Annotated in this window: 21 protein-coding genes and 2 pseudogenes; 10 read left to right on the forward strand and 13 right to left on the reverse strand. The window is 71.1% G+C overall.

Annotated elements, in window-relative coordinates:
* Positions 1 to 102 precede the first annotated feature (102 nt).
* Both OOK07_RS08380 and OOK07_RS08385 read left to right on the forward strand, forming a co-directional pair.
* Positions 103 to 1,341, forward strand: a complete 1,239-nt coding sequence (locus tag OOK07_RS08380; protein WP_266795752.1) for an exo-beta-N-acetylmuramidase NamZ family protein — start codon at positions 103 to 105, stop codon at positions 1,339 to 1,341.
* 81 nt (positions 1,342 to 1,422) lie between these two features.
* Complete coding sequence (locus tag OOK07_RS08385) at positions 1,423 to 2,742, forward strand: serine-threonine protein kinase (protein WP_266795754.1); 1,320 nt, start codon at positions 1,423 to 1,425, stop codon at positions 2,740 to 2,742.
* Positions 2,743 to 2,795: 53 nt separating this feature from the next.
* Here OOK07_RS08385 and OOK07_RS08390 read toward each other — a convergent pair whose 3' ends face one another.
* The gene (locus OOK07_RS08390) at positions 2,796 to 5,579 is read right to left on the reverse strand and encodes a penicillin acylase family protein (RefSeq protein WP_266678394.1); all 2,784 of its coding nucleotides are present in this window, start codon (positions 5,577 to 5,579) and stop codon (positions 2,796 to 2,798) included.
* Positions 5,580 to 5,811: 232 nt separating this feature from the next.
* Between OOK07_RS08390 and OOK07_RS08395 the strand changes: the two genes are divergently transcribed.
* Entirely contained in the window at positions 5,812 to 6,414 is a 603-nt protein-coding gene (locus tag OOK07_RS08395) for a hypothetical protein (protein WP_266678396.1), read from the forward strand.
* Between the two features lie 237 nt (positions 6,415 to 6,651).
* Positions 6,652 to 7,114, forward strand: a pseudogene (locus OOK07_RS08400) (3-keto-5-aminohexanoate cleavage protein).
* On the opposite strand, the gene OOK07_RS08405 reads toward OOK07_RS08400, so the two are convergent.
* Positions 7,060 to 7,734 (reverse strand): hypothetical protein, encoded by a 675-nt coding sequence (locus tag OOK07_RS08405; RefSeq protein ID WP_266795756.1) that lies wholly within the window; start codon positions 7,732 to 7,734, stop codon positions 7,060 to 7,062. The pseudogene OOK07_RS08400 and the gene OOK07_RS08405 sit on opposite strands and share 55 nt — an antisense overlap.
* Positions 7,735 to 7,815: 81 nt before the next feature.
* Here OOK07_RS08405 and OOK07_RS08410 point away from each other — a divergent pair, with 81 nt between their 5' ends.
* Together OOK07_RS08410 and OOK07_RS08415 are read left to right on the forward strand one after the other, a co-directional pair.
* Positions 7,816 to 9,576: a transposase gene (locus OOK07_RS08410; RefSeq protein ID WP_266795758.1), complete on the forward strand. Its 1,761-nt coding sequence runs from the start codon at positions 7,816 to 7,818 to the stop codon at positions 9,574 to 9,576.
* Positions 9,577 to 9,835: 259 nt separating this feature from the next.
* Positions 9,836 to 10,903 (forward strand): RNA ligase (ATP), encoded by a 1,068-nt coding sequence (locus tag OOK07_RS08415; protein ID WP_266795760.1) that lies wholly within the window; start codon positions 9,836 to 9,838, stop codon positions 10,901 to 10,903.
* A 137-nt stretch (positions 10,904 to 11,040) separates the two neighbouring features.
* Here OOK07_RS08415 and soxR read toward each other — a convergent pair whose 3' ends face one another.
* Positions 11,041 to 11,526: a redox-sensitive transcriptional activator SoxR gene (gene soxR, locus OOK07_RS08420; protein WP_266795761.1), complete on the reverse strand. Its 486-nt coding sequence runs from the start codon at positions 11,524 to 11,526 to the stop codon at positions 11,041 to 11,043.
* Positions 11,527 to 11,632: 106 nt separating this feature from the next.
* Between soxR and OOK07_RS08425 the strand changes: the two genes are divergently transcribed.
* Positions 11,633 to 12,094 carry a MaoC family dehydratase gene (locus OOK07_RS08425; RefSeq protein WP_266678404.1) on the forward strand — a complete coding sequence of 154 codons (462 nt, stop codon included), beginning with the start codon at positions 11,633 to 11,635 and terminating at the stop codon, positions 12,092 to 12,094.
* Between the two features lie 12 nt (positions 12,095 to 12,106).
* Here the strand turns inward: OOK07_RS08425 and OOK07_RS08430 are convergent, their stop codons facing one another.
* The 3 genes from OOK07_RS08430 to OOK07_RS08440 all read right to left on the reverse strand — a co-directional run bounded on the left by OOK07_RS08430 (position 12,107) and on the right by OOK07_RS08440 (position 14,363).
* The gene (locus tag OOK07_RS08430) at positions 12,107 to 12,730 is read right to left on the reverse strand and encodes a TetR/AcrR family transcriptional regulator (protein ID WP_266678406.1); all 624 of its coding nucleotides are present in this window, start codon (positions 12,728 to 12,730) and stop codon (positions 12,107 to 12,109) included.
* A gap of 118 nt (positions 12,731 to 12,848) precedes the next feature.
* Positions 12,849 to 13,136, reverse strand: coding sequence for a YiaA/YiaB family inner membrane protein (locus tag OOK07_RS08435; protein WP_266678408.1), 288 nt, complete (start codon positions 13,134 to 13,136; stop codon positions 12,849 to 12,851).
* A 75-nt stretch (positions 13,137 to 13,211) separates the two neighbouring features.
* Positions 13,212 to 14,363 carry an acyl-CoA dehydrogenase family protein gene (locus tag OOK07_RS08440; protein WP_266678410.1) on the reverse strand — a complete coding sequence of 384 codons (1,152 nt, stop codon included), beginning with the start codon at positions 14,361 to 14,363 and terminating at the stop codon, positions 13,212 to 13,214.
* 89 nt (positions 14,364 to 14,452) lie between these two features.
* Here OOK07_RS08440 and OOK07_RS08445 point away from each other — a divergent pair, with 89 nt between their 5' ends.
* The 3 genes from OOK07_RS08445 to OOK07_RS08455 all read left to right on the forward strand — a co-directional run bounded on the left by OOK07_RS08445 (position 14,453) and on the right by OOK07_RS08455 (position 17,060).
* On the forward strand, positions 14,453 to 15,103 hold the full coding sequence (locus OOK07_RS08445; protein WP_266678412.1) for a TetR/AcrR family transcriptional regulator: 651 nt from the start codon (positions 14,453 to 14,455) through the stop codon (positions 15,101 to 15,103).
* 46 nt (positions 15,104 to 15,149) lie between these two features.
* Positions 15,150 to 15,860, forward strand: coding sequence for an ArsR/SmtB family transcription factor (locus OOK07_RS08450; protein ID WP_266678414.1), 711 nt, complete (start codon positions 15,150 to 15,152; stop codon positions 15,858 to 15,860).
* 252 nt (positions 15,861 to 16,112) lie between these two features.
* Positions 16,113 to 17,060 carry a DMT family transporter gene (locus OOK07_RS08455; protein WP_266683405.1) on the forward strand — a complete coding sequence of 316 codons (948 nt, stop codon included), beginning with the start codon at positions 16,113 to 16,115 and terminating at the stop codon, positions 17,058 to 17,060.
* A gap of 4 nt (positions 17,061 to 17,064) precedes the next feature.
* On the opposite strand, the gene OOK07_RS08460 is transcribed toward OOK07_RS08455, so the two are convergent.
* From OOK07_RS08460 to OOK07_RS08490, 7 genes and pseudogenes are all read right to left on the reverse strand, one after another.
* Positions 17,065 to 18,390 carry an MFS transporter gene (locus tag OOK07_RS08460; protein WP_266678416.1) on the reverse strand — a complete coding sequence of 442 codons (1,326 nt, stop codon included), beginning with the start codon at positions 18,388 to 18,390 and terminating at the stop codon, positions 17,065 to 17,067.
* A gap of 160 nt (positions 18,391 to 18,550) precedes the next feature.
* On the reverse strand, positions 18,551 to 19,633 hold the full coding sequence (locus OOK07_RS08465) for a Zn-dependent alcohol dehydrogenase (protein WP_266678418.1): 1,083 nt from the start codon (positions 19,631 to 19,633) through the stop codon (positions 18,551 to 18,553).
* Positions 19,634 to 19,644: 11 nt separating this feature from the next.
* Positions 19,645 to 21,033: an aldehyde dehydrogenase family protein gene (locus OOK07_RS08470; RefSeq protein ID WP_266795765.1), complete on the reverse strand. Its 1,389-nt coding sequence runs from the start codon at positions 21,031 to 21,033 to the stop codon at positions 19,645 to 19,647.
* Positions 21,034 to 21,159: 126 nt separating this feature from the next.
* Positions 21,160 to 22,506, reverse strand: a complete 1,347-nt coding sequence (locus OOK07_RS08475) for an ABC transporter ATP-binding protein (protein WP_266678422.1) — start codon at positions 22,504 to 22,506, stop codon at positions 21,160 to 21,162.
* Positions 22,507 to 22,688: 182 nt separating this feature from the next.
* Positions 22,689 to 23,333 (reverse strand): class F sortase, encoded by a 645-nt coding sequence (locus tag OOK07_RS08480; protein ID WP_266678424.1) that lies wholly within the window; start codon positions 23,331 to 23,333, stop codon positions 22,689 to 22,691.
* A 55-nt stretch (positions 23,334 to 23,388) separates the two neighbouring features.
* Positions 23,389 to 24,069 carry a hypothetical protein gene (locus tag OOK07_RS08485; RefSeq protein WP_266678426.1) on the reverse strand — a complete coding sequence of 227 codons (681 nt, stop codon included), beginning with the start codon at positions 24,067 to 24,069 and terminating at the stop codon, positions 23,389 to 23,391.
* Between the two features lie 102 nt (positions 24,070 to 24,171).
* Positions 24,172 to 25,329, reverse strand: a pseudogene (locus OOK07_RS08490) (MFS transporter); the annotation flags it as partial.
* Positions 25,330 to 25,335 lie beyond the last annotated feature (6 nt).

The raw sequence follows: 25,335 nt of genomic DNA on the forward strand, positions 1-25,335 counted from the left end.
GGTATGTGCCAGGAAAGGGGTGACTGCTCCCCCTCGGGGCCCGGGGAACCGCAGACAGCGGGAAGCTTCCGTACAACCCGCGGGCGGAATACGTTGCCCCTCATGCGCCTATCAAGACGAGCCCTGCTCGCAGCGACAACGGCAGCTACGTCTCTGTCCGGCATGACCACCGCCGACGCGGCACAACACCGATCCCCTCTCCGCACCGGGTTCGAGCAACTCGCTGCAGACGGCTACGCCCAGCTCGGCGGCCGGCGATGCGGCATCGTCACCAATCCCACCGGCATCACCCGAGACGTCCGTCACATCGTCGACGTGATGCACGCGGACCCCCGCATCAGGCTGACAGCCGTCTTCGGCCCCGAACACGGCTTCCGCGGCACCGCACAGGCCGGCGGCTCCGAAGGCCGCTACGACGACCCGGCCACCGGGCTCCCCGTCTACGACACGTACCTCAAGAGCGGCCGGGCCCTCGCCGACGTCTTCACCGCGTCCGGTGTCGACACCGTCGTCTTCGACATCCAGGACGTCGGCGCGCGCTTCTACACGTACATCTGGACGCTGTACGACTGCATGGAGGCCGCCCGGCTCGCCGGCAAGCGCTTCGTCGTCCTCGACCGGCCGAATCCGGTGACCGGCCGCGCGGCCCAGGGCCCGGTGCTGCACAAGGAGTTCGCGACCTTCGTGGGCCGGCAGCCGGTCTCCCAGGCGCACGGAATGACCGTGGCCGAGCTGGCGCGGCTGTTCAACGGGGAGTTCCTCGAAACGCCGGTGCCGCTGGAGACCGTCCTGATGAGGGGGTGGAAGCGGTCGGAGTTCTACGACGCCTGGTCGCTTCCGTGGGTGCCGCCGAGCCCGAACATGCCGACGCCCGACTCCGCCCTGGTGTACTCGGGGACCTGCATGTTCGAGGGCACGAACCTGTCGGAGGGGCGCGGTACGACCCGCCCGTTCGAACTGCTCGGCGCGGAGGGGATCGACGGGCGGTGGGCGGCGGCGGTCAGTGAACTGGGCCTGCCCGGCGTGCACTTCAGGGAGGCGTACTTCGCGCCGACCTTCTCCAAGTTCCAGGGCAGAACGGTCGGCGGCCTGCAGATCCATGTGCACGACCGGGCCGCGTACGACCCCGTGCGCACCGGTGTCGCCCTGCTGGTGACCGCCAAGAAGGTGTGGAGCGGCTTCGGTTGGCGGCCGGACAACTGGATCGACAAACTCACGGGCTCCACGCGCGTGCGTACGGCGATCGACGCGGGCGCGGGCACCGACGAGGTGGTGGCGGGCTGGCGGGAGGAGCTGGCGGTGTTCCGGCGGGTTCGAAAGGAATACCTCCTCTACGGATGACTCACGACGTATGGCCTTCCTTGTCCGGTAGCAGGACGATGCGCCCACATCGCGGAGCTGCGGGGGACGAGGGGGCCTGTCATGGCACAGCCGGCAATGAGCGTGTCTCCCTTCTGGGAGCTGACCTTCGACGGGGACGGGGACGTCGACGGGCCGGAGCGGGACCGGTTGCTCGCCGAGGTCACCCGGCGCGGTGTCCGTGACCTGATCGTCTTCGCGCACGGCTGGAACAACGACCGTTCGGGCGCGATCCGCCTCTACAGCAGCTTCTTCGCACCGATGCCCGCTCTCGCGCCTACGGCCGGGCTCGGGTACGTGGGCGTCCTGTGGCCGTCGATGCGGTTCTCGGACGAGCCCATCCCGGACTTCCCGCGCTCCGTCGCGGCCGACGCGCCCGAGCGTCCCGCGCTCGACAAGGACACACGGCACGCGCTGCTGGAGACCTTCCCCGGCCGGGCCACCGTGATCGACCAGCTCGCCCGGCTGCTGGACCAGCACACGGGCGAGGAGGCGGAGCTGGCGGAGTTCGGGCGGCTGGTGCGGCTGCTGGTGGAGGTGGTACCGCCGGGGCCGCAACCGCTGTTCGCCGCGGACACCCTGGCGAACGGGGCGCCGGAGAGCGAACCGGACATGTTCTCGCGGCCCGCGGCGGAGGTCTGCGAGGAGTTCGCGCGGGCGCTCGCGCAGCTCGAATCCCCGGGCGGACAGGCCTCGTTCACCTGGCCCGACCCCTGGGAGGGTGCGCACGAACTGCTGCGGCAGGCGACGTACTACGCGATGAAGCGGCGCGCGGGGACGGTCGGCGAGCGCGGGCTCGGCCGGGTGATCGGGCAGCTCGCCTCGTCGGCGCCGGACGTGCGTGTGCACCTGGTCGGGCACAGCTTCGGCGGCCGGCTGGTGTCGTTCGCGCTGCGCGGTCTGCCCGAGGGCGTGCACACGGTGAAGTCGGTGACGCTGCTCCAAGGAGCCTTCTCGCACTACGCGTTCGCGGCCCGGCTGCCGCACGACGCACACGCGGGGGGCGTGCTGCAGGGGCAGCAGAACCGTATCGACGGCCCCCTGGTGTGCTGCTACTCCCACTTCGACTCGGCACTCGGCACGATCTATGCGCTGGCCTCGCGCATGGCGAACGACGCGCAGGGCGTGGCCGAGGGCTTCGACATCACGGGGATGCTGGGCGCCAGGTGGGGTGCGATGGGGCACGACGGTGTGCAGGCGGTGCCCGGCACGCGTGCGTGCAAGCTCGCGGACGTCCTCGTCTCCGGTCTGCCCGCCTCGGGCTGCGTCAACGTCGACGCGGCGGCCGTGGTCAGGAAGGGCGGGCCGCCCTCCGGCGCGCACAGCGACATCGTGCACCCGGAACTGGCCGAGGTGGTGCTGGCGGCGGGCCGCGTCCGCTGACCCGCCGCCAGTGGTGTGTCACCTTCCATCGAGGGGTGGTGGCAGGTCACCTGTCACCGATGGGACGTGTACTCCACCACCTGCTGGAAGGTGGGCCGGTTCTGCCAGCTGATGTTGCGGTGCTTGATGCCGCCGAGGGTGCGCTGGACGATCGAGTCGGCGCACCACTGGTCGCCCGCCGAGCAGAGGGAGTCGCCGGGGTAGACGGTCGACGCGGACGTGCCCGCCGCCGACTTCAGGGTGCTGATCAGGATGTCCCGGCAGGAGGACAGGCTGCCTCCACCGCAGTACTTCTCCGCCGGCGGCCCCTGCACCGGCTCACCGAGCACCGCCCGGATGTCCTTGTCGACGTAGCTCCACCAGCCGTACTGGAAGGAGCTTCCCGCGTGCGAGCCGGTGGGCCCATGGGCGGCCGACGGGGACTCGTCGATCGGCAGGTTGTTGCCGAAGGCGGTGTACAGGTCGCTGCCGAGGCCCGGTTCGAACTCGGCCTTGACCAGCAGCGGCCACCACGCGTCCAGTATCCGGATCGCGTCGGCGTCGGCGTACTTCTTCGAACCGGCCGAGGTCTCCGTGCGCTTGGCGCCCGCCGTCACCCACGCCTGCAGCTTGCTCACCGCGTCCGCTGCCGTGGAGTCGGTGACCGTACTGCTGTTGACGACCTTGAGCAGCTTCGGCAGCACGTCCTCGGCCCGCAGGTCGGCGAGTGACGCGTCCGACATCGCCTTCACCAGCGAGGACCGTGTCACCCCGCCCGCGGCCACCAGCTTCTTCACCCGGTCCTCGAGCAGGTTGCCGCGGTGCACGGACCCGTCGCCCCAGGACGCGGTCGTGTAGTCCTTGGCCTGCTTGTTGTTCCAGGAGACGTAGTAGTCCTGGTCGATGGAGTTGGGGTGCGCGGAGGCCGCCGTGTAGTCGGCGGTGTTGGTGGCGGGGTCCCAGTTCTTCCACTCGTACGCCGCCTGCCCCCAGACCGGGAACTCGGCGTCGACACCGCTCGCCCGCACCGGGTTGTTGCCGCTGTTGTAGTACGCGGTGTGCGAGGAGTCGGCGTAGAACCAGTTGAACGTGTAGTTGATGTGCTGCGCCGCGCTCTGGAAGGTCTGCGGGCTCTTCACGTAGTCCGGGTCGTTGAGCATCTGGAAGCCGATGATCGAGTCGGCCTCGTGCATGTAGGACGAGCGCAGGGTGGTGTAGGCGACCTTCTTGCCGCCGACGGTCGCCCGGTACTCCACCGGCCCGTACTTGGTGCGCCAGACCCGCATCGTGTACGAGCCCGCCGCGGTGCCGTCGGCCGTGGTGGGCTTCCAGGAGTTCGCCTGCTCGACCTTGTCCATGGCCGTGCAGGTGCCGTGGTACAGGTAGTGGTAGTCGTCCTGGCACAGCTCCACGGCGTAGGTGTCGATGATGTCCTGGCCGGAGGTCGTCGCGCTCCAGGAGTAGTCCTGGCCGCGGCCCAGCTCGACGTACATGCTCAGGCCCGCGAAGGAGGCGCCGCGGGCGCTGATGCCCGGGCCCTGGATCTCCTGGAGCATGAGCAGCTGCGGCGCGAAGTAGCCGGTCTGCGGCCCGAACACGGCGACGGGGTGGCCGCTGGCGGTGTACTTGCCGCTCACCACGAGGGCGTTGGACATGCCGCGCCTGGCCGAGCTCAGGGTGGTCGCCGCCGCCGTGGCGGAGGCGCCGGTGGAGCCGGCGGTGGCCGCGCTGCCCGTGCGGTCGTGGACGAGTGGCTCCTGGGTCACCGAACCGGCGTCGGGCAGGGCCTCGCCCTGGGGGTCGGCGGGCTTGGAGGCGTACGGGAAGCTCTCGCCGTTGTGGACGGTGAGGACGGCCTCGGGGTCGTTGCGTTCGCGGAAGGACTCCCAGACCTTGGTGCCCTCCTCCACGCCGTACTTGGACTGGGCGGCGATCAGTGAGAGCGCGTTGTTGACCTCGCCGCCGCCGCCGGAGCCGAACAGCGAGCCGACGACCGAGGCCAGCGCGACCAGGTCGGTGATCTTGAAGTGGTCGATGGTGCCGGCGTTGGTGATCGAGTCCTTGTGCCCGGTGAGGACGTACTCGCCCGGGAAGTAACGGCCGCTGTCGGAGGCGTCGATGTAGGCATTGATGCCGGCCAGGTAGGCGTTGGCGTCGTCCAGGGCCTGCTTCCCGCGGGCGCCGTTGCCGGCGACGGCGTTGTCGATCTGGGCCTGCAGATCGGCCTCGGTGTACGGGGCGTCGCGGTAGAACTCCTGCTCCAGCCCCTGGTTGGAGGGGGCACCGCCCGCGAACGTCGTCAGCTGGCCGCGTCCGACGTGCCGGAAGACGTCCATGAGCCACAGCCGGTCCTCGGCCGAGGCATATCCGGCGCCGAACTCCGTCCCGTATCTGGTGGTACCGGTGATGTGGGGAACGCCCGCCTTCTTGTCGCGGACGATCGTCACGTCGGTCCGGCCGGCCGGCTTCTCGGAGGAGGCGACCTGATCGGAAGAGACTCCGAAAGACGCGTCGTTGAAGAAAGTGTTGATCTTCGAGTCGGTGAGCGTGGCGGAACCCGTGGCGAGGTCGGCGTAGGGGCCGAGCTGGTCCTCGGCGTGGTCGGGCTGGGTGCCGAAGGCCTGGTTGAGGAGGATCTGGGCCAGGGTGGCGTTGCCGTTCTCACCCGGTGGCGTGATGTCGGAGCACTGGCCGCCGCAGTAGTCGTTCGAGGCCGTGGCGGCGACTGCGGTCGCCTGGGTGAGCGGGGACAGAAGACCGGCAACCAGGACGCATATGGATGCGGCCTTCAGGAACCCGGCGAGTCTGCCGGGAGTTCTCAGTCTGCGTGGGGCGATACGTGAGGGACGCCGAGGCATGGCAGCTCCTACCGACGGGGGGTGAGCCGGGACGTTACCGCCGGTAGCCCCGAGAGTGAAGATGAACATGAGTCAAGTTTTGGAGTGGTCAGGGCGGCTTATGGAGGTCATCGGAAAACGGATGGAGCCGAATCGCTTGTCGATACGTCTATTCGTCAACGTCGCGCGAAGTCCGCGCGACGACGCCGAAGTGACCGAAGTACAGGTGCAGGTGTGACGGAGGTGCAGGGCGATGGCCGGTTTCCGGAGTCTGGCGAGACAGGTCCGCGATCCGCGGTGCGATCTGGCACTACGGCGCTATTCACTGCGCAAGTGCCTTGAGCGGTTCGCTCCTTACGGGCACAGGGCGACCTGGGACCACTTGTGTTCCCGGGCAGGGTTCGGTCCGGAGGACCGCTCCCCCGACCCGGTGCGGCTCGTGGCCGCACTGGACGAGTTGGAAGATGCGCGTTCGGTCTGGCTGGCCTACGAGGTCGAGTTCGCCGAGCGGCGCAAGAAGGAGAAGTACGACGGGCTGCGCCGGCCGGGCACGGTGGACGACTGGCACCGTCTGACCTGGGGCGGTTTCGGTGTCGCCTGGTGCGACGACCCACGGGTGCACCCCCGTGAGCCTCTCGCCGAGGTGCTGCGCCGGCTGATCACCGGCCTGGAGCGCGAGCCGGGTTCGGGTTGCCCGGTGTGCGGCGCGCAGCGCCTGATCTGGAAGTACGACCTGGACCACGAACCCTCCACGGGTCCGGTCTGCACTCACTGTGGAATTCTCGTGCCACGGCCCGTGCTCAAAGCTGAGGCCCTGGCGGACGCAAGGCGCGGAAGGCTGCTCGTGTCGGCCTAGGGTCCGGCCGACGGATCGAGCCGGCTGCAGGACACGACAAGCTCCTGGCTGACCCGAGCGGGGTCATGGAGATCCCCCCGCGCGCGCGACGCCTGGAGCGGGGGAACGTACAACTGCAAGGCGGAGGCGGGAGTCGACGCGGAGGGTCGGCGACCGACGACAGCAAGGCCGGGGGGTGCGCCGGGGATGCCGCACCCCCTGTTTCTCCGCCATTGTCACGACCGGCACCATCGGGACATGGTGCAGGTGTGTCTCAACGGATCTCGGGGCGCCTCGGACAGCGCGCGTGTACCGCTGTCGCCGGAGGCGATGGCCGAGTCGGCGGCGTATGCGGTCGCGGCCGGGGCGACGGACATCCATGTCCATCCCAAAGGGCCCTGCGGCCAGGACTCCCTCTCGCCCCGAGTCCTCGCGCCGACGCTCGATGCGATCAGGGCGCGGGTGTCGGCGCCGGTCGGCGTGACCACGGGCGCCTGGGCCGAACCGGGTCCGGCCGCGCGGCTGGAGCGCGTCCGTGCTGCTGCACGGCGAGGACGGCAGCGTGTGGCCGGTGCTGCGGCTGGCCGGTCGGCTGGGGCTCGCCACCCGGATCGGCCTGGAGGACACGCTGCTGCTGCCGGACGGGGAACGAGCCTTGTCCAACGCTCAGTTGGTGGCCGAGGGGCTGTCCCAGTACGGGTGGTCCCAGCGCTCCTCGTAGGGCAGGGCGAGGAGCTCGGCGCGGATCGCCAGGTCGGGCTCGCCGTGCGCGCGCAGCCGGGAGGCGCCCGGGCCGGCCAGCCAGGTGCGCAGGTCTGCGAGTCCCTCGTCCACGGTGTCGTCGTACCACCAGGAGAACGGGGAGGCGTCGGACAGCAGGTCGCTGAGCCAGGAGCCGGCGCAGTGGGCGAGGTGCGCGCCGGCGACCGGACCACGGCCCCAGCCGTCCAGGAACGGCGTCACGGTCCGGGCGATCGAGGTGCAGGTCTCGAAGGTGTCCTCGATGCCGTAGGGCGGCTCGGGCACCGTAAGCGTGTGCCGCCACCAGGCGTTCAGGAACGCCTCGATCGCGGCGCCTTGGCCGGCCGGCCAGGAGCGCCAGTCCGCCCGGGACAGGCCGTGGGCCCCGTAGTTGATCGGCCCCAGGCTGCCGTCGGCCATCGCCCGTGCGGCCTGCGGCAGCAGTCGCCGCATCACGGCCGCGTGGTCGTCGAAGTGGTCGGACACCTCGAAGAGGTAGTACCGCACGACGTCCACGGGTATCCGCACGTGCGGCGTGCGCAGATAAGCGGTCTCCTCGGGTGCGTGACAGTAACCGCAACCGGTGACTCTGCTGCGCAATTCGCTGCGGGGGTAAGGCCGGGTCGGCGATGATCGTTGGCGGGGTCGCCTTCCTGTCGTGCGGTCCTGGAGGCGGTACGGATGTCGATGCGGCCGGTGGGGTTGCCGGAGATCCCGGAACAGACGGTGGTGGTGGCCCGGGCGGCGTTTCCGAAGGGGAGCCTGGCGATACGGGCGCGGGATCGCCTCGCGGAGGTCTTCGTCGATGAGCCGTTCACGGAGGCGTTCGGGGTGCGCGGGGCGCCGGGACTGTCGCCGGGGGTGTTGTCGCTGGTGATGGTGTTGCAGTTCGCGGAGGGCCTGACGGATCGGCAGGCCGCGGCGATGGCGGTGCGGGCGATCGACTGGAAGTACGCGCTCGGTGCGGAGCTGACGGACACCGGATTCGATGCGAGTGTGCTGTGCCGGTTCCGGGCCCGGCTCGCGGACAACGGTATGGAGCGGGTGGTCTTCGACCGGCTCCTTGAGCACTGCAAGGACGCCGGCCTGGTGGCGGCCGGAGGCAAGCAGCGCACCGATTCCACCCATGTGATCAGTGCGGTGCGGGACTTGAACCGTCTGGAGCTGGCCGGGGAGAGTGTGCGGGCGGCCCTGGAGGCCCTCGCGGTCGCGGCACCGGCCTGGCTGGCCGGACACATCAACGTCACTGAGTTCGCCGAGCGGTACGGGCCGCGGGTCGACGGCTGGCGCATGCCGCCCTCGCAGACGAAACGTGACCGTCTCGCCCAGGTCTTCGGGCAGGATGCCATCGCCTTGTGCCGGGCGGCCTGGGCCGATGACGCTCCGGCCTGGATTCGCGAGATCGAGGCCGTGGGCTTGTTGCGGCAGGTCCTCGTGCAGACCTACATCGTCCGGACCGATGCCCGGGGACGGCAGGTGATCAAGAAGCGGGACGCCGACGACGGCGTCCCGCCCGGCCAACTCCGCCTGGCCTCCCCCTACGACTCCGACGCACGCTGGGCGGCCAAGGGCGACGACCTGTTCTGGATGGGCTACAAGATCCATCTCACGGAGACCTGCACCACCCTCCCCGACGCCGACGCCGACGCCGACGCCGACGCCGACGCCGACGCCGACGCCGACGCCGACGTGGGCACAGGGGTGGGCACAGGGGTGATGCCGAATCTGATCACCGACGTGCACACCACCGACGCGACCGTGCCGGATGTGAAGGCGACCGCCCCGATCCAGCGCAAGCTCGCCGAGCACGGAGTGCAGCCCGGCGAGCACTACCTCGACTCCGGCTACCCGTCGGCCGACCTGATCACCAAGGCCCTGAAACACGGCATCCGCATGGTCACCCCGGTCCTCCAGGACCACTCTGACCAGGCCAAGGCCGCCGAAGGCTTCGACAAGAACGCCTTCACCATCAACTGGAAGACCCGCCAGGTCCGCTGCCCCGCCGGCAGGACCAGCTCCCACTGGAACCCGGTCAAACAGCACGGCAAAGACGCGATCGTCATCACCTTCAGCGTCCTGACCTGCCGGGACTGCCCTCTCCAGAAGCAGTGCACCACCTCGAAGACCGGGCGCCGCATGCTCACCCTGCGTCCCGAGGAACTCCACGAGAACCTCGCCCGGGCCCGCGCCGAGCAGAAGACCGACACCTGGAAGAACAAGTACGCCCTGCGTGCCGGAGTCGAGGGCACCATCAACCAGGCCCTCGACATCACCGGCATCCGCCGGGCCCGCTACCGCGGCCTGCCGAAAGTCCGCCTCCAACACGCCTTCTCCGCCACCGCACTCAACGTGATCAGGCTCGACGCCCACTGGACCACAGGCCCCCTCAACCGCCCCCGCACCAGCAGACTCGAACGACTCAGCTACAGACTCTCCGCCTGAACGAATTGCGCAGCAGAGTCACCGGTCTCGTCAAAGCTCGCGAAACCGTCGAAGACCGTGTCGATGTCCGCGAGGGCGGCGTCAAGTGCGGCTGAAGACATGGGAGTCGGTCCCGTCAGGACTCCGTGCGCGGCGTACGGGCCGGCCGAAGATCCCGACGCTAGCAGTCGCTAATCCGCTCGCTCCACCCTTTTCCCGTCCGGACAGTGGGGAGGCGATGAAACACACCTGAGAACGGCCTGCGGAACGAGGAGTCCCGATGTCGACGCTGCGCGTCACCGCCGAAGTGCTGACCGTCCACGAGCATCCGAACGCCGATGCGCTCGAACTGGCCCAGGTGGGCCTGTACCGGGCCGTCGTCGCCAAGGGCGCGTACCGCACCGGGGACGCCGCCCTCTACATCCCCGAGCAGTCCGTGCTGCCGGCCGGTCTGATCGAGGAGCTGGGGCTGACCGGACGGCTGGCGGGCGGCGGCTCGGACCGGGTGAAGGCGGTGCGGCTGCGCGGTGAGCTGTCGCAGGGCATCGTGTGCCGCCCGAAGGCGCTGGCGGACGTCGACCTGGCGCGGGCCGCCCTGGACGGCACGGACTTCGCCGAGCGGCTCGGCATCACCAAGTGGGTGCCGCCGGTCCCGCCCACGATGGACGGCGACGTCGAGTCCGCACCCGATCTGCTGCCCTGGGTCGACATCGAGAACATCCAGCGGTTTCCGGACATCTTCTCATCGGGCGAGGCTGTGGTCCTGACCGAGAAACTGCACGGCTCGGCCTGTCTGCTGACCTATCTCGCCCCTGAGGGCCGCGTGCACGTCTCCTCCAAGGGCTTCGGCGCCAAGTCCCTCGCCCTGAAGGAGGATCCGCGCAATCTGTACTGGCGGGCGGTGCACGGCCACGGCGTCGCCGAGGCCGCCGCCCGGCTCGCCGAGCGGGTGGGCGCCCGCCGGGTCGCCATCTTCGGCGAGGTGTACGGCGCGGGGGTCCAGGACCTGACGTACGGCGCCGACGGCCGCCGGACCACCCTCGGATATGCGGTGTTCGACGTCAGTGCGGAGATCGACGGCACGGTGCGGTGGCTGGACGCGGCCGAACTGCTCGGCGGAGAGCTGCCGTTGGTGCCACGGCTGTACGAAGGGCCGTACGACATCGACCGGGTGCTGGAGATCGCCAGCGGGCGGGAGACCGTGTCCGGGCGGGAGCTGCATCTGCGCGAAGGGGTCGTGATCCGCCCGGCGGCCGAGCGGTACAGCCCCGTGACCGGGGGCAGGGCGATCGCCAAGGCGGTGAGTGCTGCCTATCTGACGCGGAAGGGCGGCACGGAGTTCGAGTGAACGGGGTTGCCCGAAGGGCAGGCACTCCCGCCGGTGCCCCGGCAGGCAAGGTTTGCACGTGAAGGAGAGGCGTCGGGTGCGTGCTCTGGGGGGTCCCCCGGCCGGAGGCTGGGGAGTGCCGGGTCCGGTCCCTCGTACTAGCTCCGCTCCTCCCTCGCCCGGCTCGCCCCTCGCTCGACCAGCAGACGCGACCCCGCCTGCTGTTCGCCGAACACGTCGTCCGGGTTGGACAGGACACAGCCGTCGAGGGAGAGGCAGCCGCAGCCGATGCAGTCGGTGAGGTGGTCGCGCAGGCGGTTGAGCTGCTTGATGCGCTCGTCGAGTTCGGAGCGCCAGGCCTCGGAGAGACGGGCCCAGTCCTCCCGGGTGGGGGTGCGCTCCTCGGGGAGCTCGGCGAGTGCCTCGCGGATCGTGGCCAGGGGGATGCCGACGCGCTGCGCGGCCCGTACGAAGGCGACCCGGCGCAGCGCGTCACGGTGGTAGCGGCGCTGGTTGCCCGCGGTGCGGCTGCTGCTGATCAGGCCCTTGGACTCGTAGAAGTGCAGGGCGGAGACGGCGGCGCCGCTCCGCGCGGCGAGCTGGCCGACCGTGAGCTCGTGGATCTCTTCTGGAATCTGGGGCACTTCTCGAACCCTACCCACTCCGTCGGGGCCGTCGTCCGTTGACATTGGATTCCCGCCCTACCATGCTAAGCAGTTGCTTAGACTTTTGACAGATGGAGGCCGGGACATGGCAGAGCCGAGGATCTTCACGTCCGCCGACGACCTGAAGGCGGCGGTGGGCGAGCAGCTGGGGTACACCGACTGGCTGGAGGTCGACCAGAAGCGGATCGATCTCTTCGCCGAGGCGACCGGGGACCACCAGTGGATCCACGTGGACCCGGAGAAGGCGGCGGCCGGCCCGTTCGGCACGACCATCGCGCACGGGTACCTGACCCTGTCGCTGCTGCCGCTGTTCGGGCCGCAGCTGATCACGGTCGAAGGCGTGCGGATGGGCGTCAACTACGGAACCAACAAGGTCCGCTTCCCCGCGCCGGTCCCGGTCGGCTCACGCCTGCGCGCGACCGGGAAGATCAGCAGCGTCGAGGACGTACCGGGCGGCGTCCAGCTGGCCGTCGCCTACACCGTGGAACGCGAGGGCGGCGACAAGCCCGTCTGCGTGGCCGAGTCGGTGGCCCGCTTCTACCTCTGAGCCGCCCCGGGGCTACTTGACCCCCACCATGCGCAGCACGAGGTCGGCGTCGAGCGCGCCGACCTCGTCGGGCGTCCAGGGCCCGTCGATGTTGAACCAGCGGGCGACGTCGATGCAGAGCGACATGACGGCGAGGGTCGTGCCCTTGACGTCCAGCACGTCGAACTCGCCGGACGCGATGCCGTCCTCGATGATCCCGCGCACCTCCGCGTCGCACTGCCTGCGCAGCGCGAGGATCTCGGCGCGGGCGCCCGGACCGAGCGAGTCCAGCTCGTACTGCACGACCCGGGCGGTGGTGCGGCCGCCCGCGTGCCAGCGGACGAAGGAACTCACCGCGTCGGCCAGCCGCTCGGTCGCGGTGCCCTCGCGCCCCGCCGCCGTCTGAAGGATCTCAAGGGCCTTCGTGTGACCGATCCGGCTGATCCGGTGGAGCAGCTCCTCCTTGGTCTTGTAGTGGATGTAGAGCGCGGCGGGGCTCATGCCCGCTCGGCCCGCGATGTCACGAGTCGTCGTGGCGTGGTACCCGCGCTCGGCGAAGGCCTCCACCGCGGCGATCAGCAGCCGCCGGGCCGCGTCGGGCGTCACCTCACCCCACGCCGACGCCTCGTCGCCGGCCGTCTCCTCCACCGTACTCATCGCTCGCTGCCCCTCTCACCGACAAGGACAACACCATACCGCCGAAGCTGAGCGAGCGCTTAGAGCGCCCGCTCAGGGCTCACGGCTTCGCGGCCTCAGGGCCTCGTGGCCAAGGGCCTCAGAGCTTCTCGAAGGGGTCGTGCTCGGCGAGCAGCTTCTCCAGCCGGGCCTGGTCGACGCGGCTGACGATCTGTCCCGCCTCCTGCCGGTCCCGGATCACCTTGGCGAGGGTGAAGGCGGACGTGACCAGGTAAAGGACGGCGATGGCGAGGAAACCGCGCACCCAGGCGTCGGCGCTGAGCCGGAAGATGCCGACGGCGGTCGCGGCCATGGCGACGCCGAAGGAGGCGACGGCCTGGCCGTAGAAGGCGGCCGTGTTGTGCTGCTTGACCGGTGTGTCACTCATGGGACAAGCGTCGGCGGACGTGGCCGCCGCCGCATCCGCCGAAGTACTTATGACCTACTCAGAACTGAGAGACGGTCAGAATGCCGAGACGCCCGTCAGCGCCCGCCCGATGAGCAGCTTCTGGATCTGGCTGGTGCCCTCGTAGAGGGTCATCACGCGGGCGTCGCGCAGCAGCTTGCCCGCCGGATACTCGTCGATGTAGCCGTAGCCGCCGAAGACCTGGAGGGCGTTGTTGGCCGCGCGGACGGCGGCCTCCGAGGCGAAGAGCTTGGCCTTGGAGGACTCGACGGCGAAGGGCTGCCCGCGGTCGATCAGGTCGGCGACCCGCCAGGTCAGCAGGCGGGCCGCGTCCACGTCCACGGCGATGTCGCTGATCAGCTCCTGCACCAGCTGGTGCTGTGCGATGGGCTTGCCGAACTGCTCGCGCTCGCCCGCGTACGTCACCGCCACCTCCAGCGCGGCCTGGGCTATGCCCACGCACCCCGCCGCGACCGACATCCGCCCCTTGGCCAGCGCCGACATGGCGACCGAGAACCCCTTGCCCTCCTCGCCCAGCATCGCGGAGGCGGGGACGCGCACGTCCTGAAGGACCAGCTCGGCGGTGGCCTGGCCGCGCAGGCCGAGCTTGCCGTGGATGGCGCGGCGGGTCAGGCCGGGGGTGTCGGCCGGTACGAGGAAGGCGGAGACGCCCTTGTGGCCGGGGGCGTCGGTGGAGCGGGCGAAGAGGAGGACGACGTCGGCCCAGGTGCCGTTGGTGATGAACATCTTGGTGCCGTTGATCACGTAGTCCCCGCCGTCGCGCACCGCGCGGGTGGTGAGGTTGCCGGCGTCGGAGCCGGTGCCGGGCTCGGTGAGGCCGAAGCAGCCGACGAACTCGCCGGAGGTGAGCTGCGGCAGCCACTGCCGCTTCTGCTCCTCGCTCCCCCGGGCCGCGATCGTCTTGGCGACCAGCCCGAGCGAGACGGACACGATGCCGCGCACGGAGGAGTCACCGCGCCCGAGTTCCTCCGTCACCAGGCAGTACGCGAGATGGTCGCCGCCGCTGCCGCCGTACTCCTCGTCGACGGTCAGACCGAGGAAACCGACCTCGCCGAGCTTCTTCACCAGGGAGCGGTCCACGTCCTCCGCGCGGTCCCAGGCGATGACGTTCGGGGCGATCTCGCGGTCCACGAAGTCCCGGGCGAGCCGCTGGACGGCGGTCTGCTCCTCGCTGAGCTCCAGGTTCATGCCGAGTCACCCCATCACTGACGGACCTTGAAAGCCGTACATTTAAATTAGCACTGCTAGTTTCTTGTTGCAGCCCTACTATGTGCGCCATGGCCCGACCGCGCAAGCCCTTGCTCAGCACCGACCGGATCGTCGAGACGGCACGTGTGCTCGTGGACTCGGAGGGCCTCCCGGCCGTCTCCACGCGTCGGCTCGCGGCGGAGCTGGGGGTGAGCGGGCCCTCGCTCTACAACCACTTCCGCACCAAGGACGAGATCCTGGAGGCGGTCGCCGACTCGGTGAGCGCACAGGTCGACCTGTCGATGTTCGAGGACGGCCGGGAATGGCGGACCGCGCTGCACGACTGGGCGGTGTCCTACCGGGCCGCACTGCGCGACCACCCGAACATCGTGCCCGTCCTCGCCACCGGGCCCGGCCGCAGGCCGGCCGGTCTGCGCCTGGCGGACGCGGTCTACGGCGCGATGGTCGACGCGGGCTGGCCGCCCGCACAGGCCACCTCCATCGGCGCGCTGATGCGGTACTTCATCATGGGCTCCGCGCTCGGCTCCTTCGCCGGGGGCTTCGTGGACGACGAGAGCGCGTACGACCCCACCGACTACCCCCACCTCGGACAGGCCCACCTGCTCGCCGAGCAGCAGGAGAAGATCGACGAGCGCGCCTTCGAGACGGGGCTCACGGCGCTTCTCGACGGGCTGGTGCAGCAGTACGAGCAGGTGAAGCGGACCGTCCAGGGACGGTAGGACAGTTCGGCGGTCGCCGAAGTGTCCGTGCCGCATGCTGGACCCCATGACGACCAGGGATCCCCAGGCACCGCAGCTGGCCCGGCTCGCCGGGCTGATCGCCGACGAGACGCGCGCCGCGTGTCTGCTGGCGCTGCTCGACTCACGGGCGTGGACGGCGGGCGAGCTGGCCCGGCATGCGGGGGTCGCCGCGTCGACGCTGAGCGAGCATCTGGGCAAGCTCGTCGCGGGCGGCCTGCTGGCCGAGGAACGGCAGGGCCGGCACCGGTACGTACGCCTCGCCGACGCCCGGGTCGCCCAGCTGGTGGAGGACCTGGCCGCGCAGGTGAAGCCGGGTGAGGCCGCTCGGCCGCGCAGTCTGCGGGAGTCGAGCGCCGGGTCGGCGATGGCGCGGGGGCGTACCTGCTACGACCATCTGGCGGGGCGGCTCGGGATCGCGGTGACCGATGCGTTGACGGTGCGCGGGCTGTTGCGGCAGGACACCGGGTTCGCCCTGACCGATGCGGGGGTGCGGTGGTTCGGCGCCACGGGCATCGCGCTCGAACGCAAGGGGCGGCGTCCGCTGGCCCGGGCGTGTCTGGACTGGACCGAGCGGCGCCCGCATCTGGCGGGGGTGGCGGGTGCGGCGCTGTGCCGGCATGCGCTGGATGCGGGGTGGTGTGTGCGGATCGGGTCCGAGCGGGCGGTGAAGGTGACTGCCCCGGGTGAGCGGGCGCTGCACGAACTGCTGGGCGTCCTGCCCGATTCACTGCGCTAGTGCCGTGCCCCGACAGGCAACGTTCGCCCCGTCGCGACGCCCGGCACGCTCCCCCACTGCCTCAAGGGCGTCAGATGTGCCCCCACTCCCCACTCCGCCAGTCTCCGGCCGGGTGCTTCGGCTGGCCGCGCCCGTACGGCGGAGTCGCAGATCGGTACGGTCCCGCGCCCCGCGCCCCTGCCGGGCGTCGCAGTGAGCCGTCCGAAATCCGCGAGCCCTTGCCTTCTCCCACCTCCTAGCCTCAGGAGCATGATGAACCTCCGTCGTACGGACCTGTTCGCCCCCGCTGCCGCCGCCGTCACCGTCGTGCTGTGGGCCTCGGCCTTCGTTGCGATCCGTAGTGCGGGGGACGCGTACTCCCCGGGGGCGCTGGCGCTCGGGCGGCTGCTCTCCGGGGCGCTGGTGCTCGGGGTGATGCTGGTCGTCCGCAAGGAAGGGGTGCCGCCGCGGGCGGCCTGGCGGGGGATCGCGCTGTCCGGGGTGCTGTGGTTCGGGTTCTACATGGTGGTCCTGAACTGGGGCGAGCAGCAGGTGGACGCCGGGACTGCCGCCCTGGTGGTGAACATCGGGCCCATCCTCATCGCCCTGCTCGGCTCGCGGCTGCTCGGGGATCCGATGCCGCCGCGGCTGCTGGCGGGGATGGCGGTGTCGTTCGCGGGAGCGGTCGCGGTCGGGCTGTCGATGTCGGGCGGCGGCGGATCCTCGGTGCTCGGAGTGGTGCTGTGTCTGCTGGCCGCGGTCGGCTATGCGGGCGGCGTCGTCGCACAGAAGCCGGCTCTGGGCAGGGCGAGTGTGCTGCAGGTGACGACGTTCGGGTGTCTCGTCGGTGCGGTGGCATGTCTGCCGTTCGCCGGGCAGTTGGTGGGCGAGGCGGCCGACGCGCCCGTGTCGGCGACGATCAACATGGTCTATCTGGGCGTGTTTCCCACCGCTCTCGCGTTCACGACCTGGGCGTACGCCCTCGCCCGTACGACCGCCTCCCGCATGGGGGCGACCACGTACGCGGTGCCCGCGCTGGTCGTGCTGATGTCGTGGCTGGTGCTCGGCGAGGTGCCGGGGCTGCTCACGCTGGCCGGTGGTGCGCTGTGTCTGGCGGGCGTGGCGCTGTCGCGGTCGCGGCCCCGGAAGGCTCTCGCGCGGGCCGCGGCGCCGCAGAGCACTCCGGAGCCGCGGCCCGGTCAGGCCTCGGAATCAGCCTGACCGATCAGCCTGAACGCACCCTGCCCGCAAGGACCTTGATGGACAGCAGGGCGATCACGGCGAGGGCGATGATGTAGCCGGACACGGCCATGGAGGTGCCCGTCGCCTCCAGCAGCAGCACCATCACGAAGGGCGCGAGGCCGCCGCCGAGCACGGCGGCGATCTGGTAGCCGAGGGAGGCTCCCGTGTAGCGCATCCCGGGCGTGAACAGCTCGGCGAACAGGGCGGCCTGGGGGCCGTACATGATGCTGAGGAAGCAGCCTGCGACGAACGTGCCGACCGCCAGCCACAGCAGTGAACCGGTGTCGATCAGCAAGAACATCGGTACGGCCCACAGGGCGATGCCGACCGCGCCGAACGCATAGATCCTGATGCGGCCGACGCGGTCGGAGAGGGCGGCGGCGGCCGGGATCAGCACGAGCTGGGTGAGGCTGACGCAGAGGGAGACGGTGAGCACCGCGTCCCGCTTCATGCCCAGGTCACGGGTCGTGTAGTCGAGGACGCCGGTGATCAGGATGTAGAAGGTCGCGGTGTTCACGGCGAAGGAGCCGCCGGCCAGGAACACGGTGCCAAGGTGTTCGCGCAGGATCGCGCGCAGCGGCGAGTTCTGCTCGGACTTCTCCTTCTCCGCCAGCTGCCGTTCGGCCTCCCGGAATTCGGGGGTCTCCTCGACGTGCCGGTGGATGTACCAGGCGAGGGCGAGGACCAGCAGGCCGGCCAGGAACGGCAGTCGCCAGCCCCAGGCCGCGAACGCGGAGTCGGTGGTGAACGCCCCGGCGATCAGGAAGACCGAGTTGGCGGTCACCACGCCGATGGGGACGCCGAGTTGGACGACGCTGCCGTAGACACCGCGCTTGCCCTCGGGGGCGTACTCGGTGGCCAGCAGCATCGCGCCGCCCCACTGCGCGCCGACCGCGACGCCCTGCACGACGCGCAGCAGGACGAGCAGGATCGGTGCGGCGACGCCGATCGTGTCGTACGTCGGCAGCAGGCCGATGCCGGTGGTGGCGACGCCCATGAGCGTGAGCGCGAGGACCAGCATCGGCTTGCGGCCCCGCTTGTCGCCGAGCTGGCCGGCGATGATGCCGCCGATCGGGCGGGCCAGGAAGCCGACGGCGAAGGTGGCGAAGGCGGCGAGTACTCCGGCGGTGGGGTTGCCGGCCGGGAAGTACAGGTCACCGAGGACGAGGGCGGCGGCTATGCCGAAGACGAAGTAGTCGTACCACTCGACTGCCGAGGCGAGCGCCGCGGCGGTGGCGACACGGCGGCGGTTGACCGTGGGGAGGGCGGTCGGGGTGGGAGTGGGGTGAGCGGAGGGGAACGTGTCCATGTGTGCACACTCCAGTGGGTGCGGGGGGACGTTCCCGGGAACATACTGACCGGACGGTATGGGGTCAACGGGTGTGCATGGTGGGTGTACCGGGCATCTGGGGGCCACGCCCCCAGATGCCCCTCGGCCTGGACGGCCTCGCCCTCAGTCGCCGGACGGGCTAGAAGACGACAAGCGCCCGTCCGCCCTTGCCCGCCAGCATGTTCTCGAACGCCGCCGGGATTCCGTCCAGGCCGATCCGCTCGGTCACCAGTGCGCCGAGGTCCAGACGGCCCGCCCGTACGTGCTCGGCCAGCAGCGGCAGGTCCCTCGCCGGGTCCGAGTTGCCGTACACGCACCCCGCCAGGGTCCGGCCCCAGTGGAAGATCTCCAGGGCGTTGAAGGTGACCTGCTGGTCCTTGCCTCCGATGCCGACCACCGTCGTACGGCCGCCGCGGCGGGTGGAGTCCCAGGCCGTGCGGATCGTCTGCGCGCGGCCCACGCACTCGATGGCCACGTCGACGCCCTGCTTGTCCGTCAGGCCCCGGATCTCGCGGGCCGTCGTCTCGGAGGCGAGGACGTAGTCCGTGGCGCCCGCCGCGCGCGCCAGCTCCTCCTTCTCCGGGGAGACGTCGACGGCGACGATGCGTGCGGCGCCCGCGATCCGGGCCGCCTGGAGGGCCGCCAGGCCCACTCCCCCGACGCCGTACACCGCGACCGTCTCGCCCGGCCGGACCTGCGCCGAGTGGTGGACGGCGCCGTAACCGGTGAGGACCGCGCAGCCCAGGAGGGCCGCGTCGGTGAGGGGAACCCCCTCGGGCAGGGGCAGGACGCAGCCCTGGGACACGACCGTCTCCTCGGCGAACGCGGCGACGTTCAGGCCGGGGTGGAGGTCGGAGCCGTCCGAGGCACGGTGGGCGTACACGTCCGCGGCGCCGTTCAGGGCGTTGGCGCACAGCCACACCTCGCCGAGCGAGCAGGCGTGGCAACTACCGCAGGACGGAGCCCAGTTGAGGACGACCTCGGCGCCGGGTGAGACATGCGTGACGCCTTCGCCGACGGCGACGACCGTGCCGGCGCCCTCGTGGCCGAGGACGGCCGGGACCGGCACCCGCATGGTCCCGTCGGACAGGGACAGGTCGGAGTGGCACACCCCGGCCGCGGCGAGCCGGACGCGGACCTGGCCGGGGCCGGGGGCCGGGAGGTCGATGTCGGTGATCTCCAGCGGAGCGCCTACGCCGGGAAGTACTGCTGCGCGAACCACGGATAGGCTCCTCAGAACTGCAGGGACTTGGTCTGGAGGTACTCGGCGAGGCCGTGCGTGCCGAGTTCGCGGCCGACGCCCGACTGCTTGTAACCGCCGAAGGGGGCAAGGGGGTTGAAGCGGCCGCCGTTGATGTCGACCTGGCCGGTCTCCATGCGGCGCGCGAAGGCCACCGCCTCCGCCTCGTCGCCGGCCCAGACGGCTCCCGCGAGGCCGTAGACCGTGCCGTTGGCGATGCGCAGGGCGTCCTCCTCGTCGTCGTACGGGAGGATCGACAGGACCGGGCCGAAGATCTCCTCCTGGGCGACCGTCATCTCGGGTGTCACGTCCGCGAAGACGGTCGGGGAGACGAAGTAGCCCTGTTCGCGCGGTGATTGAGGGCCACCGGCCACCAGCCTGGCCCCCTCCGCCACGCCCTTCTCGATGTAGCCCCGCACCCGCGCCTGCTGCTTGGCGTTCACCACGGGGCCGATGCGCTCGCCGTACTTGGCGGCGGCGGTGGCGGCGAGAGCGACCGCCTCCTCGTACCGGTCCCGGTGCACCAGCATCCGCGTCCAGGCGCTGCACGTCTGCCCGGAGTTGGACATGACGTTGGCCACGCCGACGTTGACCGCCTTGGCCAGGTCGGCGCTCGGCAGGATGACGTTGGCGGACTTGCCGCCCAGCTCCAGGGCGACCCTCTTCACGGCCGCGCCCGCGGCCGCGCCGATCCGCCGGCCCACCGCGGTCGAACCGGTGAAGGAGACCAGGTCGACGTCCGGGTGCTCGGCGAGGGCCTGTCCGGCGACCGGCCCGTGGCCGGTGACAAGGTTGAAAACGCCTGCCGGGACACCCGCCTCATGCACCGCCTCGGCGAACAACTGGGCGACCAGCGGGGTGTCCTCGGCGGGTTTGAGCACCACCGTGCAGCCGGCCGCGAGCGCCGGGGCGACCTTGGCGACGACCTGGTGCAGCGGGTAGTTCCAGGGCGTGATCGCGCCGACGACCCCGACCGGCTCCAGGTGGACGATCGAGGTGCCGGCCTTCTCCTCGAAGGCGTAGGCCGCCGCCAGCTCGGCGTACGAGCCCGCGACCGCGATCGGTACGGCGGCGTGGACGTACCGCGAGAACTGCAGGGGCGAGCCGAGTTCGGCGGTGACCGTCTCGGCGATCTCGTCCTTGCGGGCCACGAGTACGTCCCTGAGGGCGGCCAGCCGCGCGGCCCGCTCGGCCGGAGGGGTCGCGGCCCAGGCCGGGAGGGCGGCGCGGGCGGCCCGTACGGCGGTGTCGATGTCGTCGGCGGTGCCGGCCGGGACCCGGCCGATCACCTGCTCGTCGACCGGGCTGACGACCTCGATGACCTCCCCGCCCGTGGCGGGGCGCCAGGCGCCGTCGATGTACATCCCGTCGTGTGCCTTCATCGTGCTCCTCCGGGGGCGGGGTGCGTCGTCCGCGTGGGTGCGTCGTCCGTGTCAAACCTACCGACCTGCCGACACATAAACTAGCGGCGATAGTTTTCGGACGCCAGGCACCCCCTCGCCGGAGGCCTACCCGTCCAGGTCCGGCAGCCGCGCCGGGGACGGGCAGATGCGCTCGCCGTGCCGGTCGAAGACGAACAGATGGGCGATGTCGACCAGGAGCGGGACCTGCATTCCGTGGCGGAGTTCGATGTCGGGGGTGGTGCGCACGACCAGGTCCCCGGGCAGGCGGGGCTCGGAGGAGGCGGGCTGGGCAAGGCGGGCGTCCTCCGGCTCGTCCATGACCACCACCGGGCCCGCCCGCAGGGCGCCCGCGCGCTCCCGCATGCGCTCCAGGACGGTCGGGCCGCCGTCCCGTCGGCGGCGCCGGGAGGACCGTGCGGCGGGCCGCGGCGCCTCGAGGTCGGGTACGACGGCGGGCCGGGAGCCGGTGTTGAAGTGGACCAGGACCTCGTGGCCCTGGAACTCCACGTGCTCCACCAGGCCGGTGATCGGCACCTCGCCGGGGCGGGCGGAGGAGCGCTCGGCGATGCGCACGGCCTCCGAACGCAGCCCGACGATCACCTCCCGGCCCTGCTGCACGCGCAGCAACTGGTGGTCCAGGCACAGGGGTTCGGGCAGCCGCAGATACTGCTTGCCGAGGCTGATGGTCATCGCGCCGTCGAGCGGGGCACGGACCAGGCCGCGCAGCAGGTTGATGCGCGGGGTGCCGATGAAGGCGGCGACGAAGACGTTACGGGGCAGGGCGTAGACCACACGCGGGGTGCCGACCTGCTGGAGCACCCCGCCGCGCAGCACGGCGACCCGGTCTCCGAGCGACATGGCCTCGGCCTGGTCGTGGGTGACGTAGATGGTGGTGACGCCCAACTCGCGGGTGAGCTTGGAGATCTCGGCCCGCAGATGGTTGCGGAGCTTGGCGTCGAGGTTGGACAGCGGCTCATCCATCAGGAAGGCGGAGGGGTGGCGGGCGATGGCCCGGCCCATGGCGACGCGCTGGCGTTCGCCGCCTGAGAGCTGGCTGGGGAAGCGCTCCAGGAGGTCCTCGATGCCGAGCATGCGGGCGGTGGCGTCCACGCGCGAGCGCGGGTCCTCGCCGGGGCTCTCGACGCGCAGCGGGAAGCCGATGTTCCCGCGGCTCGTCATGTTCGGGTAGAGGGCGAAGTTCTGGAAGACCATCGCCATGTTCCGGTCGGACGGGAACAGGTCGTTGGAGTACTCGCCGTCCAGCAGCAGCTTGCCCTCCGTGATCTCCTCCAGCCCGGCGATCATTCTGAGCACGGTGGATTTGCCGCAGCCGGACGGACCGAGCAGCACGAGGAACTCACCCGGTCTGATGTCCAGCGACATCTGGTCCACCACGCGAACGCCTCGCGTGTAGGTCTTGCTCACGTCGTGCAGCGAGATGGCGCGTGTCATGACACTGCCCCCGGGGGCGTACTGAGCGAGCGCTGATGCTCCGCGGTCGGATGGCCCGTGCGGGTCGTACGGGCTGTGAGTCACGGAAGTTAACGGACTGTACGCGGCCAGGGGAAGACGCAGGACGGAATCGGCCCCCTCGTTCCGCCCAGCGAGAAAGCGGACGCACGCGTTCAGCCGGCTCAGCGGGTCGCCGTCAGATGCGCGAAGACGACGACGTTGCTGCTGTAGCCCGTCCGGCGGCTGAAGAGACCACCGCAGGTGAGCACGCGCAGCTCGGGGCGCCGGCTCGGGCCGTACACCTCCTTGTCGGGGAAGCGGGCCTTGTCGTAGACCCGTACGCGGTCCACGGTGTAGACCGCGGTCCGGCCGTCGGCGCGCCGGGCCTCGATCCGGCCGCCGGGGGGCACCTGCGCGAGAGCGGCGAAGACGGCGGCGCCGGTCCTCGTGTCACGGTGGCCGACGGCGATGGCCGTGCCGGTCTCGCCCGGTGAGGGCCCGTCCTGGTACCAGCCGACGAGCTTGGGTCTGTCCAGCGGCGGGGTGCCGAGCTGGCGGTCGGGGCCGACCCGCACCGCGACGATCGGCGCGTCGATCCCCAGGGACGGTACGCGCAGGCTGGTCGCCGGCGACCGGGGCAGCGGCCGGGGCGGCGGGGCGGGCTTGGCCGAGGGCGTCGGCTCGACGGCCCGGGGGCGTCCGTCGGCGACGCCGGGGGCCGGGTCGGCAGGTGCCTCGGCGGGCGCCGGCCCCCCGGCCCGGACGGGCGCGGCCGGGTGGTGGTGCCCCCCGCACCGCACGACCGTCACCAGGACGGCCACGATCATGGCCGTCCTGGCGAGGCGGTAGGCGCGGGTCCGGTACCAGGGCCTGCGTCTGCGCCTACGCGGCACCGTGGGAGCGGCGGCGCCGCAGCACCCGGATGTAGACGGCTCCGCCGACCGCCACCAGTCCGACGCCCGCGGCCGCGCTCAGCGGGTTGTACGACTGCACGGTGTCGACGAGACCGCCGCCCCCGGCGTGGACGCCGCCCCTCGGCCCGCCGTCCTGGTGGCCGCCCGGACCACCGTGGTCCTCGATCGTCCGGTTGGGGCCCTGCTGGCCCCGTTCCGGGTCGTGCTTGCTGTGGCAGTCGACGGCGAAGACCTTTTCCTTGGAGCGGACGGGCAGTGCGTTGGGCGGCGTGAGGGGTGTGAAGGTCCACTGAAGCGTGTACCTGCCGTCGGCCAGCCCCAGGGTGTCGGTGTGACCGGCGCCGCCGGCGAGGGAGATCGTGCCGCTCACGGTGGCCGCGGTGGGCAGCGGGGGCTGTGCCGTGATGGAGTACGAGACAAGGCTCACGTCGCCGAAGTTCGCGGCGTCGAGGTAGAACCTGCAGACCGCGGGGTCGTCCTTCGAGACACCGTAGGGCACGCGCTCCTCGTGGATCCTGATGTCGGCACCGTCGCCGGGGGCGGCCACAGCGGCCGTTGGCGCGAACCAGGAAGCCCCGGCCGCGGTGAGTACGGTGAGGGCGACGGCGCCGAGACGGGCGCCGGCGGACGGGGGCATCAAGGTGGGCATGGACGTTCCTCCGAGTCAGACGATTTTCATACAAATCGCTCTTTCACCTGACTCTCTTTCACATCCAGCCCTCGTCCTGCGGCAACGTCACCCGACGCGCCGTCAGATATCGCTCGACCGGCGCAATCGGCTTCTGACCGGGCGCCCGTCCGATGCGGTCCGGGCGACCTGGTCGCCGCCCGGGGCGGCCGGGGCACGCAGCGCACTGCCCGCCGAGAGCAACAGGAGCGCCCCGAGCATCACGAACGGCGCCGCCACGCCCGCGACCCCCGCGACCAGGCCCGCCGCGGCCGGCGCGGCGACCTGACCGAGGCGGTTGCCGGTCAGACGCAGCGCGAGCGCCGTGGAGCGCGCGCCGTCCGGGGCGGCCTGGACGACGGTCGTCATGGACAGGGGCTGGCCGACGCCGAGGCAGAAGCCGAGGGCGGCCAGCAGTGCACCGAGCGCCCACACCGGCATCGGCAGTGCGACCCCGGCGCACAGCAGGGCCGCCGCCAGACAGGTCACGGTCAGCAGCGCCGGCCGGCCGAGCAGCCGCAGCAGCGGGGTGAGAACCAGACGGCAGGCGATGGTGGCCCCCGCTCGCACGCTCAGCAGCACACCGATCACCGACGGCGCGATGCCCCGGTGCTCGCCGACCACCGGCAGATAGGCGGTGAGGATGTCGGTGGCCGACAGCACCGAGAGGCTGATCAGCATGCCCGCGGGCACGCCCCGGGCACGCAGGATGCCCCCGACCGGCACGCGAACCGCTTCTCCCGCCCGGGACTTCACCGCCGTACGGTCCTCGATGCGCCACAGCGAGGTGAACGCGACGGCTGCCCCGGCGCCCGCCACCACGAGGGCCAGCGCGCTGGTACGGGCCATGTCCGGGCCGCCGATGAGCGTGCCCGCGGCGATCGGGCCGACCAGCTGGCCGAGCGAGGCGCCGATGGTGAAGTGGCCGAAGTTGCGGTCCTGTTCGTGCGCGGCGGACTGACGGGCGACGAGGGACTGGGAGCCGATCACGAAGCAGAGGTGGCCGAGGCCCATCACTCCGCTCCAGACCGCCATCGCCCACAGGGAGCCCGCCATGCCGCTCAGCGCGCAGCCGCCCGCCATCAGGACCACGCCCACCGGCAGCAGCGGTGCGCAGCGGCCGTGGTCGGTGCGACGGCCCAGCGGTACGGCGGCGAAGAGCGGGAGGAGGGCGTAGACGCCCGCGATGACGCCGACCGCCCGCTCGTCGGCGCCCAGCGCGAGGGCCCGGTAGGAGACGGCGGACGC

The sequence above is a fragment of the Streptomyces sp. NBC_00078 genome, from assembly GCF_026343335.1.
GTDB lineage: Bacteria > Actinomycetota > Actinomycetes > Streptomycetales > Streptomycetaceae > Streptomyces.